This is a genomic window from Microbacterium sp. CGR1, from assembly GCF_001266755.1.
In the GTDB taxonomy this organism is placed as follows: domain Bacteria; phylum Actinomycetota; class Actinomycetes; order Actinomycetales; family Microbacteriaceae; genus Microbacterium.
Genome location: NZ_CP012299.1, coordinates 844,318 through 856,109, shown reverse-complemented (window position 1 = coordinate 856,109; position 11,792 = coordinate 844,318). Strand labels below are relative to the sequence as shown.

Here is an 11,792-nt window from a genome sequence, read left to right as displayed (position 1 = left end):
GTCGGTAGAATCGAACGGTTCACTTCAGGAGGAATGCATGCGGATCACGGGACTCGGCCACGCCGGGATGTTCATCGAGACGGTCGGCGGGAACATCATCTGCGACCCGGTTCTCGGGCCCTCGTTCTTTGGCTCGTGGTTCCCGTTCCCCGACAACCGCGGGCTCGACTGGGAGCGTTTCGGCCGCGAAGCGGACTTCCTGTACATCTCGCACCGGCACCGCGACCACTTCGATCCCCGGCTCCTCGAGCGCTACATCCGCAAGGACATCGAGGTGCTGCTGCCCGAGTACCCGATCGATGACCTCGAGCAGGACATCAGGGCGCTGGGCTACACGAACATCACCTACGCCCCGGCCGGCGAGATCATCGAGCGCGGCGATCTGAAGATCATGATCACTCCGCTGCGCGCTCCGAGCGACGGACCCATCGGAGACTCGTCGCTGAGCGTCGACGACGGCACCGGCTCGGTGCTCAACCAGAACGACTCGCACCCGCTCGATCTCGACACGCTGCTGCACTTCGGCAAGCCCGACGCGTACTTCACGCAGGTCTCGGGTGCGATCTGGTGGCCCATGGTCTATGACCTGCCGCTGGATGCGAAGCAGAACTTCGCGAAGCTCAAGCGCGACGCGCAGAACAAGCGGGCGATGTACTACATCGACAAGGTGGACGCCCCTCATGTCTTCCCGATGGCCGGTCCGCCGATGTTCCTGCGCGACGACCTCTTCGATTTCAACGGAGTCGGCCGCAACGGCGAATCGATCTTCACCGACCAGAAACAGTTCCTGGCCCACATGAAGGAGCTCTCGCCCCAGTACGACGGACATCTGTTCGTGCCGGGCACGGTGGTCACCGTCGAGGGCGGCTCTGTGTGCACCGAGCAGTCGCTCTACACCGAGGCCGAGCTCGCCCACATCTTCGACGAGAAGTGGGACTACCTCGAGGAGCAGCGCGCCTCCCGACAGCGGGAGATCCGTGACGAGGAGGCGTCGCGCGCCCAGGTCATGCCCGCCGCCGAGATGCTCGAGGAGCTCAAGACCTGGTGGGAGCCGCTGCTGAAGAAGTCGCGCACCATCCGGCTCGGAGTCGGGGGATGCGTGCGCTTCAGGATCGGCGACCTCGACATGGTCGTGGACTTCCCCCGCGCGAAGGTTCGCGAGTACGCGGGCGAGGAGTGCATCTACTGGTACACGATCCCCGCCGACCTCGTCTCAACGAACATCCGCGACCACGAGATCGACTGGTCGAACTCGATCTTCCTCTCGATGCAGTTCGAGGTGGGGCGCAGCGGAAAGTTCAACGAGTTCCTCACGACGTTCCTCAAGTGCCTCTCGGTCGATCGCATCGAGTACGTCGAGAACTGGTATCAGGAGCAGACGGACCAGACCGAGGATGCCGAGATCGGCGACTGGGTCGTGCAGCGTCGCTGCCCCCACCTGCGCGCCGACCTGACCAAGACCGGAAAGGTCGACGACGACGGCATCCTGACCTGCAGCATGCACGACTGGAAGTGGGACCTCAACACAGGCCGCTGCCTGTCGACGAGCGGCCACCCGATCCGCTCCACGAAGATCGACGAGGTCACCGACGCAGTGCTTCGCGAGGCCAGCTGACGTGGTTCGTTCCTCGCACCCGCACGGATCGGGGCGCGACGCTCGAACGCCGATGCCGATGTTCACGGGGCCTCTCCGCGGGGCTCGATGGATCACCCGCTCCACGCCGGAACGGCTGATCCGGGTGGCCGTGGAATTCCTCGAGGACGCCGGTTTCGAGCAACGGCATGATGGCTTCGACGAGAAGCTGAGAGGCCGCGGATCCGAGTGGACGGCCGTCGCGCTGGAGATCGGGGACGAGGAGAAGTCGAAGAGGCGCGCACTGCTCGGGCTCGTGATCGACGAACTCCCGTTCCCCGTCCCCCGGGCGTTCCAGCGTGTGCTGTCGCCGACGCTGGTCGTCGTCGCGTCCCGTCCCGTCGGACCCCTCGTGTCGGAGCTGATCGTCTTTCCCCACACCTCGCGTCGCGGTGCGCCGCCCTACTCGAGAGCCGCGGCTCCTCGCGTGCGCGACGCCCTCGAGCAGATCACCGCGGCAGCGGGCCTGGAAGGCGCGATGCTCTCGCACGAATCGCTCGCCGGAGTCCCGGATGACGGTTCCCCCGTCTCGCAGGCGGTCGTCCGAGAGGTCCTGGGCTGGCACTGACGCACGCTAGACTGGTGCCATCAAGCAACCTTTAACACCGTCCTGTGAGGCGGAGAAGGGAGCGGCCGATGTCTGCACGAACCGTGCTGCACGAAGCCGATATCTCGCGGGCGCTCACCCGTATCGCGCACGAGATCCTCGAATCCAATCGAGGGGCTGAGAACCTCGTCCTGCTGGGCATTCCGACCCGCGGCGTCACTCTCGCCCACCGCCTGTCCGCAGCGATCGGCGCCATCGCGAAGACCACCGTTCCGGTGGGGGCTTTGGACGTCACCCTCTTCCGTGACGACCTCGCCTCGCAGCCAACGCGTTCTCCGCGGCCCACGGACATCCCTGCCGGCGGGATCGACGGCAGGACCGTCGTCCTCGTCGACGACGTGCTGTTCTCCGGCCGCAGCATCCGCGCCGCACTCGACGCGCTGCAGTCGATCGGTCGCCCGTCGATCGTCCGCCTCGCGATCCTCGTCGATCGCGGCCACCGGGAACTCCCGATCCGCCCCGACTTCGTCGGCAAGAACATCCCGTCGTCTCGCCAGGAGCGCGTCAACGTCCGGCTGACCGAGCACGACGGCACCGAAGAGGTGACGATCGAAGCATGAGACACCTGCTGGATACCCGCACCCTCGACCGAGAGTCGGCTCTACGCATCCTCGATGTCGCCGAAGACATGTCCGACACCCAGTCGCGCGAGGTCAAGAAGCTTCCGACCCTTCGCGGCAAGACGGTCGTGAATCTGTTCTTCGAGGACTCGACCCGCACCCGCATCTCCTTCGAAGCCGCTGCGAAGCGCCTCTCAGCCGATGTGATCAACTTCGCAGCCAAGGGCTCGAGCGTGTCGAAGGGCGAGAGCCTCAAGGACACCGCCCAGACGCTGCAGGCGATGGGAGCGGATGCGGTCGTCATCCGCCATCCAGCCTCCGGCGCCCCGCAGACCCTCGCGACCAGCGGGTGGATCTCCGCCGGAGTCGTGAACGCCGGCGACGGCACGCACGAGCATCCGACCCAGGCTCTCCTCGACGCGTTCACGATCCGCAAACGGCGCTTCGGCGCCGACAGCCGCGGTCGTGATCTCGCCGGCATCCGGGTCGTGATCGTCGGCGACGTGCTCCACTCCCGCGTCGCACGGTCGAACGTCTGGCTGCTCGCCACGCTCGGCGCCGAGGTCACCCTGGTCGCGCCGCCCACCCTGGTGCCGCAGAACGTCTCGCTCTGGCCTGCGAAGGTCGTCTACGACCTCGATCAGGCTCTGGCAGACGGTCCGGACGCCGTGATGATGCTCCGCATCCAGCTCGAACGGATGAGCGCTGCATATTTCCCTACTGAGCGGGAGTATTCCAGGCGATGGGGTCTGGACGCACTGCGTGTGGCCGGCCTTCCGGACGGTAGCATTGTGATGCACCCCGGACCCATGAACCGAGGGTTGGAGATATCCTCCGAAGCCGCAGATTCCCCGCGCTCGACAGTGCTGGAACAGGTGACGAACGGGGTGTCCATCCGCATGGCGGTGCTGTACCTGCTCCTTGCAGGAGAACGAGACGACGAACGAGGGGGAGACCAGTGAGCGAGACCCTCGTCATCACCGGAGCACAGCTTCTCGGTGCCGAGCGCGCCGACATCATCGTGGAGAACGGGCAGATCTCCGAGATCGGCACCGGACTGAGCCGCTCCGGTGCGCGAGTCATCGACGCCGACGGCCTGGTGGCCCTTCCCGGACTCGTCGACCTGCACACCCACCTCCGGGAGCCGGGCTACGAAGCCTCCGAGACGATCCTCACCGGGACCCGTGCTGCGGCGGCAGGCGGGTTCACGGCGGTGTTCGCGATGCCGAACACCTCGCCGGTCGCGGACACGGCCGGTGTGGTCGAGCAGGAGCTCGCCCTGGGCGAGGCCGCCGGGTACGCGACCGTGCAGCCCATCGGCGCCGTCACCGTGGGGCAGAAGGGCGAGCGCCTCGCCGAACTCGGTGCGATGGCCACCTCGCGCGCCCAGGTGCGCGTCTTCAGCGACGACGGCTTCTGCGTCTTCGATCCGCTGATCATGCGGCGCGCACTCGAGTATGTGAAGTCGTTCGACGGAGTCATCGCGCAGCACGCTCAGGATCCACGCCTCACCGAGGGCGCCCAGATGAACGAGGGCACAGTGTCGGCCGAGCTCGGACTCACCGGATGGCCGGCGGTCGCGGAGGAGTCGATCATCGCTCGCGATGTGCTCCTCGCGGAGCATGTCGGATCCCGACTGCACGTGTGCCACCTGTCGACCGCAGGCTCTGTCGACATCATCCGCTGGGCGAAGAAGCGGGGGATCAACGTCACGGCCGAGGTCACCCCGCACCACCTCCTGCTCACCGATGAACTGGTGCGCGGCTACGACGCCCGCTACAAGGTCAACCCGCCGCTGCGCCGTGAGGAAGACGTCATGGCGGTGCGCGAGGGCCTCGCCGACGGCACCATCGACATCGTGGCGACCGATCACGCCCCGCACCCGAGCGAGCACAAGTCGTGCGAGTGGCAGGCCGCAGCCAACGGCATGGTCGGACTCGAGAGCGCCCTGCGCGTCGTGCACCAGTCGATGGTGCAGACCGGCCTGATCGGCTGGGAGGACGTCGCCCGGGTGATGAGTGCGGCCCCCGCACGGATCGGACGTCTGTCCGATCATGGGCTGCCCCTGCAGGCCGGTGCTGCTGCGCAGATCACCCTCTACGACCCGTCCGCCGCCGGCGTCTTCACCGAATCCGACCTGCACGGTCGGAGTGTGAACTCGCCGTATCTCGGTCGCGACCTCCCCGGCCGCGTCGAGTTCACGATCCACCGCGGGCTGCTGACGGTCGACGGCGGATCCGTGGTCGAGGAGCTGAACGCATGAGCACGCGCGACATCGCCATCGCGATCACGATCGCCGTGGCGGCACTCGTCCTGGTCGCCATGTTCACGGCGTGGCGCCGACGACTCCGACGCGACTCGGGTCTGGCGGCTCCCTTGGGCGTGCCGGAGCATGCGGAGGTCCTCGACCGTCACGAGGTGCTCTACGTCTCGACGACGAAGCACGATCAGCCGCTGGAGCGCCTCGCCATCCAGCCGCTCGCTTATCGCGCCAGGGGAGAGGCTGCGGTCACCGATCGCGGACTCGCACTCTGCCTCGACGGTGCGCCGACCGTTTTCCTCGCCTCTGCACGACTCGCGAGCGTCGACCGCGCCACGGTGACGATCGACCGCGTCGTCGAACCGGGTGGACTCGTCCGCGTCGCCTGGAATGCGGACGACGACACGATCGTCGACTCGTATCTGCGGGTCACCGACGGCGATCCCCAGAACTTCATCTCAGAACTGCAGCGCCTCGTCCCCGCCACGGACGACACCGCCGCCCCCGACACAGGAGCAACGTCATGACAGCCCTCCCCGAACCCGCCGTCCTCGTCCTCGAAGACGGGACCCGCCACGTCGGCCGTGCATACGGCGCGCTGGGCACCACCTTCGGCGAGGTCGTCTTCTCGACCGGCATGTCCGGATACCAGGAGACGCTCACCGACCCGTCGTACGCGGGCCAGATCGTCCTGCAGACGGCCCCGCACATCGGCAACACCGGCATGAACGACGAGGACCCCGAGTCCCGTCGCATCTGGGTCGCCGGCTACATCGTGCGCGACCCCTCACGAGTCGTCTCGAACTGGCGTGCGACCGCTTCGCTGGACGAGATCCTCGAGCGGGACGGCATCGTCGGCATCAGCGGCATCGACACCCGATCGATCACGCGGCACATCCGCTCTGCCGGGTCTATGCGCGGCGGCGTCTTCTCGGGCGAGGCCGCGCAGATCGACGCCGACGAGCAGCTGCGCCTCGTGCGCGAGGCGCCTCAGATGGCCGGCCAGAACCTCTCGGCGCAGGTCTCGGTCGACGTCGCCACGGTCACGACGGCGATGGGGGAGCGGGTCGGCAATCTCGCCGTCCTCGACCTCGGCGTCAAGCAGGCCACGATCGACAACCTGGCGGCCCGTGGCTTCGAGGTGCACGTCCTGCCTCAGAACGTCACGATCGATGACATCCGTGCGATCGATCCCGTCGCCGTCTTCTACTCGAACGGCCCTGGCGACCCCGCAGCCTCCGGCGACCACGTCGAGCTGCTGCGCTCGGTGCTCGACGACGGGCTGCCCTTCTTCGGCATCTGCTTCGGCAACCAGCTGCTCGGCAGGGCGCTGGGTCTCGGCACCTACAAGCTGCCGTTCGGGCACCGCGGCATCAACCAGCCCGTACTCGACAAGTCCACCGGACGCGTCGAGATCACCGCGCACAACCACGGGTTCGCCGTGGAGGCGCCGCTGGAGGGCTCGTTCGACAGCCCCCACGGCTACGGCAAGGTCGAGGTCAGCCACATCGGCCTGAACGACAACGTGGTCGAGGGTCTCCGCGCTCTCGACATCCCGGCGTTCTCGGTGCAGTACCACCCGGAGGCTGCGGCCGGACCGCACGACGCCAACTATCTCTTCGACCGGTTCCGTGACATGGTCATCGCCAGCAAGAAGGACACCAAGTAATGCCCAAGCGCGACGACATCAACTCCGTTCTCGTCATCGGCTCCGGCCCGATCGTCATCGGTCAGGCGTGCGAGTTCGACTACTCCGGCACCCAGGCCTGCCGCGTCCTGCGCGAGGAGGGCGTGAGGGTCATCCTGGTCAACTCCAACCCGGCGACGATCATGACCGACCCCGACTTCGCCGACGCGACGTACATCGAGCCGATCACCTGGCAGGTCATCGAGACGATCATCGCGAAGGAGCGTCCCGACGCGATCCTGCCGACCCTCGGCGGGCAGACGGCCCTGAACGCCGCGATCGAACTGCACAACCACGGCATCCTCGAGAAGTACGACGTCGAGCTGATCGGTGCGAGCTTCGAAGCCATCAACAAGGGCGAGGACCGCCAGATCTTCAAGCAGCTCGTCCTCGATGCCGGCGCCGACGTCGCCCGCAGCATCATCGCGCACACCATGGACGACCTGCTCGAGGGAGCGGCCGAGCTGGGCTACCCGCTCGTCGTGCGCCCCTCGTTCACGATGGGCGGTCTCGGGTCCGGCTTCGCCTACGACGAGGCGGATCTGCGTCGCATCGGCGGTGCCGGTCTGCGCGACTCTCCGACCACGGAGGTGCTCCTGGAGGAGTCGATCCTCGGCTGGAAGGAGTACGAGCTCGAGCTCATGCGCGACACCGCCGACAACACGGTGGTCGTCTGCTCGATCGAGAACGTCGACCCCGTCGGCGTGCACACGGGCGACTCGATCACCGTGGCTCCCGCTCTGACGCTCACGGACCGCGAATACCAGAAGCTCCGCGACATCGGCATCGACATCATCCGCGCGGTGGGCGTCGACACCGGCGGCTGCAACATCCAGTTCGCCATCGACCCGAGCAACGGGCGCATCATCGTCATCGAGATGAACCCTCGCGTCTCGCGCTCGAGCGCCCTGGCCTCCAAGGCCACGGGGTTCCCGATCGCGAAGCTCGCCGCGAAGCTGGCGCTCGGCTACCGTCTCGATGAGATCCCGAACGACATCACGGGTGTCACCCCCGCGAGCTTCGAACCCACGCTCGATTATGTCGTCGTCAAGGTTCCGCGGTTCGCGTTCGAGAAGTTCCCGGCCGCTGACGCGACGCTGACGACCACCATGAAGTCGGTCGGCGAGGCGATGGCGATCGGCCGCAACTACGCGACCGCGCTGCAGAAGGCGCTGCGCTCGCTCGAGAAGCGCGGTTCCAGCTTCCACTGGGGCGCGGAGAGCCGTTCCGTCGACGAGCTGCTCGAGATCTCGAAGGTCCCGACGGACGGTCGGATCGTCACCCTCCAGCAGGCGCTGCGCAAGGGCGCGACGGTCGAGCAGGCGTTCGAGGCCACGGCGATCGATCCCTGGTTCATCGACCAGATCGTCCTGATCAACGAGGTCGCCGAGATCGTGCGCACGGCACCGGAGCTCGACGCGGCCACGCTGCGCTACGCCAAGGAGCACGGCTTCTCCGACGCGCAGATCGCGGAGCTCCGCGGCGAGAAGGAAGCGGAGATCCGCGGCGTGCGCCACGGACTCGGCATCCGTCCGGTGTTCAAGACCGTCGACACCTGCGCCGGCGAGTTCCCGGCTCTCACGCCGTACCACTACTCGAGCTACGACTTCGAGACCGAGGTCACACCGTCCGATCGCACCAAGGTCGTGATCATCGGATCGGGTCCGAACCGCATCGGTCAGGGCGTCGAGTTCGACTACTCGTGCGTGCACGCGTCGTTCGCCCTCTCGGATGCCGGCTTCGAGACCATCATGGTCAACTGCAACCCCGAGACGGTGTCCACCGACTACGACACGTCCGACCGGCTCTACTTCGAGCCGCTCACGCTGGAGGACGTGCTGGAGGTGCTCGACGCGGAAGCCGCGAGCGGCACCATCCTCGGAGTCGTCTGCCAGCTCGGCGGCCAGACGCCGCTGGGGCTCGCAAAGGGCATCGAGGCAGCCGGCTACCAGGTGCTCGGCACCAGCCCGGAGGCCATCGACATCGCCGAGGAGCGCGAGCTGTTCTCGCAGCTGCTCGACACGGCAGGCCTCATCGCCCCGCGCCACGGCACCGCTGTGGACGCGGACGGCGCGGTGGCCGTCGCCGAGGAGATCGGATACCCGGTGCTCGTGCGTCCGAGCTTCGTGCTCGGCGGACGCGGCATGGAGATCGTCTACAGCTCCGAGTCGCTGCGCGAGTACTTCGTGCGCACGGCGGGCGAGGTCATCATCGAGGAGGGCAAGCCCCTGCTCGTCGATCGCTTCCTCGATGACGCGATCGAGCTCGATGTCGACGCCCTCTACGACGGCACCGAACTGTTCATCGGCGGCGTGATGGAGCACCTCGAAGAGGCCGGCATCCACTCGGGCGACTCGAGCTGCACCCTTCCGCCCGTCTCGCTCGGCCGCACCGACATCGACCGGGTGCGCGAGGCGACACTCGCGATCGCGAAGGGCGTGGGCGTCCGTGGCCTGCTCAACGTGCAGTTCGCGATCAGCGCCGGCGTCCTCTACGTGATCGAGGCGAACCCGCGCGCGAGCCGCACCGTGCCCTTCGTCTCGAAGGCGCTGGGCATCCCGATGGCCAAGGCCGCGAGCCGTGTGATGGTGGGGTCGACGATCGCGGAGCTCCGCGCCGAGGGCATGCTGCCCGAGCAGGACGGCTCGCGAGTGCCCCTCGACGCCCCCGTCTCGGTCAAGGAGGCCGTGCTTCCGTTCAAGCGGTTCCGTACGGCCGACGGCAAGACCGTCGACTCGATCCTCGGCCCGGAGATGCGCTCGACCGGCGAGGTCATGGGCATCGACCGCGACTTCCCGACCGCGTTCGCCAAGAGCCAGGCGGCCGCGTACGGCGGAATGCCGACCTCCGGCACGGTGTTCATCTCGGTCGCGGACTCCGACAAGCGCGCCGTGATCCTGCCGGCGCATCGCCTGCAGCAGCTGGGGTTCACGATCGTGGCCACCGAGGGCACTGCCGAGATCCTCTCGCGCAACGGCATCGCGGTGACGGTGGTCGAGAAGTACAGCGAGACCCAGGAGTCCGGCGCGACGAACATCGTCGACCTCATCAACGACGGCTCGATCGACATCGTCGTGAACACCCCGTCCGGGGGCGCGGCGCGTGCAGACGGCTATGAGATCCGCGCGGCGGCTGTCGCGGCCGACAAGGCGCTGTTCACCACGATGGCGGTGCTCGGCGCCGCCGTGAGCGGTATGGACGCAGCGCACGAGGGCTTCCAGGTGAAGAGCCTGCAGGAGTACGCCCTCGACCGGAAGGCCGCAGTGTGAGCGCACGCTTCGGCGAACGGGTCCGTGTCGCCCTCGCGGCGCACGGCCCGCTGTGCGTGGGCATCGACCCGCACGCCGCCCTGCTCGGATCCTGGGGCCTCGGCGACGACGCCTCGGGCGTCCGGGAGTTCGGGCTGCGCACGGTCGAGGCCGCGGCGGGCCGTGCCGCGATCGTGAAGCCTCAGGTGTCGTTCTTCGAGCGCTTCGGATCCGCAGGATTCGCGGCGCTCGAAGAGGTCATCGCAGCTGCGAGGGACGCCGGCCTCCTCGTGATCGCGGATGCCAAGCGCGGCGACATCGGGTCGACCATGGACGCCTACGCGGCTGCCTGGCTCACCCCGGGGTCTCCGCTCGAGGCCGACGCCCTCACCGTGAACCCGTTCCTGGGTGTCGGCGCGCTCGACGGCGCCTTCGCCCTCGCCGATCAGCACGACAAGGGTCTGTTCGTGCTGGCTGCCACGAGCAACCCCGAAGCCGAGGTCCTGCAGCGCTCGATCTCCGAGACCGGCCGTGCCGTCTCGGCGGACATCGTCTCGGTGGTCTCGGCGCGCAACACCGAGCACACGCCCGCAGGGGAGTGGGGGAGCTTCGGCTTCGTCATCGGCGCGACCGTGGACTGGACGGATGCCGGCATCGCCGCCTTCGCACCGGTGGCACCCATCCTCGCTCCGGGATTCGGCACGCAGGGTGCGACGCCGTCAGACCTGCACCGCCGGTTCGGTTCGATGAGCGCCGCCGTCATCGCGAGCGAGAGCCGCAGCATCCTCTCGGCCGGACCCGCCGGTCTCGCCGCCGCCATCGACGCCCGCGTCGCAGAGTACAGGGAGGCCGGCCGTGGCTGAGTCCCGTCCCGTCCCCGAGGTCGACCGCGCTGCCGCCGCACGCAAGGCGGTCGAACGGCGCCGCGCCCGCGCATCGCTCAAACGCGATCTGACCACGCGTGTCGTCACACCGCAGGCCGTGCTCGAGCGGGCGACCGCAGACCCGGACTCGGTCGAGGGGTCCATGCGCATCACGGACTTCCTGCTCGCTCTCCCCGCGATCGGCGCGGGCAAGCGCGACCGCATCCTGGCAGAGCTGCACATCTCGCCGGTCAAGCGACTGGGAGGGCTCGGCGTCCGCCAGCGGGTGGCGCTCTCGCAGTGGCTCGACGCGCGCTTCCCGCTGCTCGAGCCGCGTGGCGCGCGAAGCCGTCTGCTCGTGCTCGCCGGGCCCACGGCAGTCGGCAAGGGCACCGTCGCCGCCCACATCCGTGAGCACAACCCCGAGATCCATCTGTCGGTCTCGGCGACGACGCGCGCACCGCGACCTGGCGAGATCGATGGCGTGCACTACTACTTCGTCGACGATGCGGAGTTCGACCGTCTGATCGGAGACGACGAACTCCTGGAGTACGCCGTCGTCCACAACAAGTCGCGCTACGGCACGCCGCGGGCTCCGATCGACGCCGCTCTCGCTGCAGGCAAGACCGTGCTGCTCGAGATCGACCTGCAGGGCGCGCGCCAGGTGCGCAAGGCGGAGCCTGCTGCCACGCTCATCTTCCTGCTGCCTCCGACCTGGGACGAACTCGTCCAGCGGCTGGTCGGACGAGGCACGGAGGGCGCGGAGGAACGAGCTCGCAGACTGCGCACCGCGAAGGTCGAATTGGCGGCGCAGAACGAGTTCGACCACCTCATCGTGAACGAGGACGTCGCCGCTGCGGCCGCGGAGGTCGTAGAATTGTCTTCGAGCTCTGCGCGCTGAGCGTCTTCGTGCGCCCGCATCACCGTCTTCGCG

Annotated in this window: 10 protein-coding genes; all 10 read left to right on the top strand. The window is 67.9% G+C overall.

The genetic code is table 11. From position 1 onward, the window contains the following. The first annotated feature begins 37 nt into the window (after nucleotides 1-37). Entirely contained in the window at nucleotides 38-1,615 is a 1,578-nt protein-coding gene (locus AKG07_RS04025) for a Rieske 2Fe-2S domain-containing protein (protein ID WP_053096134.1), read from the top strand. A gap of 52 nt (nucleotides 1,616-1,667) precedes the next feature. Beyond that, on the top strand, nucleotides 1,668-2,201 hold the full coding sequence (locus AKG07_RS04020) for a hypothetical protein (RefSeq protein ID WP_150115069.1): 534 nt from the start codon (nucleotides 1,668-1,670) through the stop codon (nucleotides 2,199-2,201). 68 nt (nucleotides 2,202-2,269) lie between these two features. Further along, complete coding sequence (gene pyrR, locus AKG07_RS04015) at nucleotides 2,270-2,800, top strand: bifunctional pyr operon transcriptional regulator/uracil phosphoribosyltransferase PyrR (RefSeq protein ID WP_053096130.1); 531 nt, start codon at nucleotides 2,270-2,272, stop codon at nucleotides 2,798-2,800. Next, complete coding sequence (locus AKG07_RS04010; protein ID WP_053096128.1) at nucleotides 2,797-3,762, top strand: aspartate carbamoyltransferase catalytic subunit; 966 nt, start codon at nucleotides 2,797-2,799, stop codon at nucleotides 3,760-3,762. Before pyrR ends, AKG07_RS04010 begins: the two co-directional genes overlap by 4 nt. After that, on the top strand, nucleotides 3,759-5,063 hold the full coding sequence (locus AKG07_RS04005) for a dihydroorotase (protein WP_053096125.1): 1,305 nt from the start codon (nucleotides 3,759-3,761) through the stop codon (nucleotides 5,061-5,063). Before AKG07_RS04010 ends, AKG07_RS04005 begins: the two co-directional genes overlap by 4 nt. After that, a complete protein-coding gene (locus tag AKG07_RS04000; RefSeq protein WP_053096123.1) occupies nucleotides 5,060-5,587 on the top strand; it encodes a PH-like domain-containing protein in 528 nt (175 codons plus the stop codon). Before AKG07_RS04005 ends, AKG07_RS04000 begins: the two co-directional genes overlap by 4 nt. Next, nucleotides 5,584-6,729, top strand: a complete 1,146-nt coding sequence (carA, locus tag AKG07_RS03995; protein WP_053096121.1) for a glutamine-hydrolyzing carbamoyl-phosphate synthase small subunit — start codon at nucleotides 5,584-5,586, stop codon at nucleotides 6,727-6,729. Before AKG07_RS04000 ends, carA begins: the two co-directional genes overlap by 4 nt. Further along, nucleotides 6,729-10,016: a carbamoyl-phosphate synthase large subunit gene (carB, locus tag AKG07_RS03990; RefSeq protein ID WP_053096119.1), complete on the top strand. Its 3,288-nt coding sequence runs from the start codon at nucleotides 6,729-6,731 to the stop codon at nucleotides 10,014-10,016. Before carA ends, carB begins: the two co-directional genes overlap by 1 nt. After that, nucleotides 10,013-10,858 (top strand): orotidine-5'-phosphate decarboxylase, encoded by an 846-nt coding sequence (pyrF, locus tag AKG07_RS03985; protein WP_053096118.1) that lies wholly within the window; start codon nucleotides 10,013-10,015, stop codon nucleotides 10,856-10,858. The genes carB and pyrF overlap by 4 nt, the downstream gene beginning before the upstream one ends. Continuing rightward, complete coding sequence (gene gmk, locus AKG07_RS03980) at nucleotides 10,851-11,759, top strand: guanylate kinase (protein WP_053096116.1); 909 nt, start codon at nucleotides 10,851-10,853, stop codon at nucleotides 11,757-11,759. The genes pyrF and gmk overlap by 8 nt, the downstream gene beginning before the upstream one ends. Nucleotides 11,760-11,792: the final 33 nt, after the last annotated feature.

Bases quoted from the DNA above. Each gene is read 5' to 3' on its own strand.
- AKG07_RS04025 (WP_053096134.1), top strand. From the start codon at position 38: ATGCGGATCACGGGACTCGGCCACGCCGGGATGTTCATCGAGACGGTC.
- AKG07_RS04020 (WP_150115069.1), top strand. From the start codon at position 1,668: ATGCCGATGTTCACGGGGCCTCTCCGCGGGGCTCGATGGATCACCCGC.
- pyrR (WP_053096130.1), top strand. From the start codon at position 2,270: ATGTCTGCACGAACCGTGCTGCACGAAGCCGATATCTCGCGGGCGCTC.
- AKG07_RS04010 (WP_053096128.1), top strand. From the start codon at position 2,797: ATGAGACACCTGCTGGATACCCGCACCCTCGACCGAGAGTCGGCTCTA.
- AKG07_RS04000 (WP_053096123.1), top strand. From the start codon at position 5,060: ATGAGCACGCGCGACATCGCCATCGCGATCACGATCGCCGTGGCGGCA.
- carA (WP_053096121.1), top strand. From the start codon at position 5,584: ATGACAGCCCTCCCCGAACCCGCCGTCCTCGTCCTCGAAGACGGGACC.
- carB (WP_053096119.1), top strand. From the start codon at position 6,729: ATGCCCAAGCGCGACGACATCAACTCCGTTCTCGTCATCGGCTCCGGC.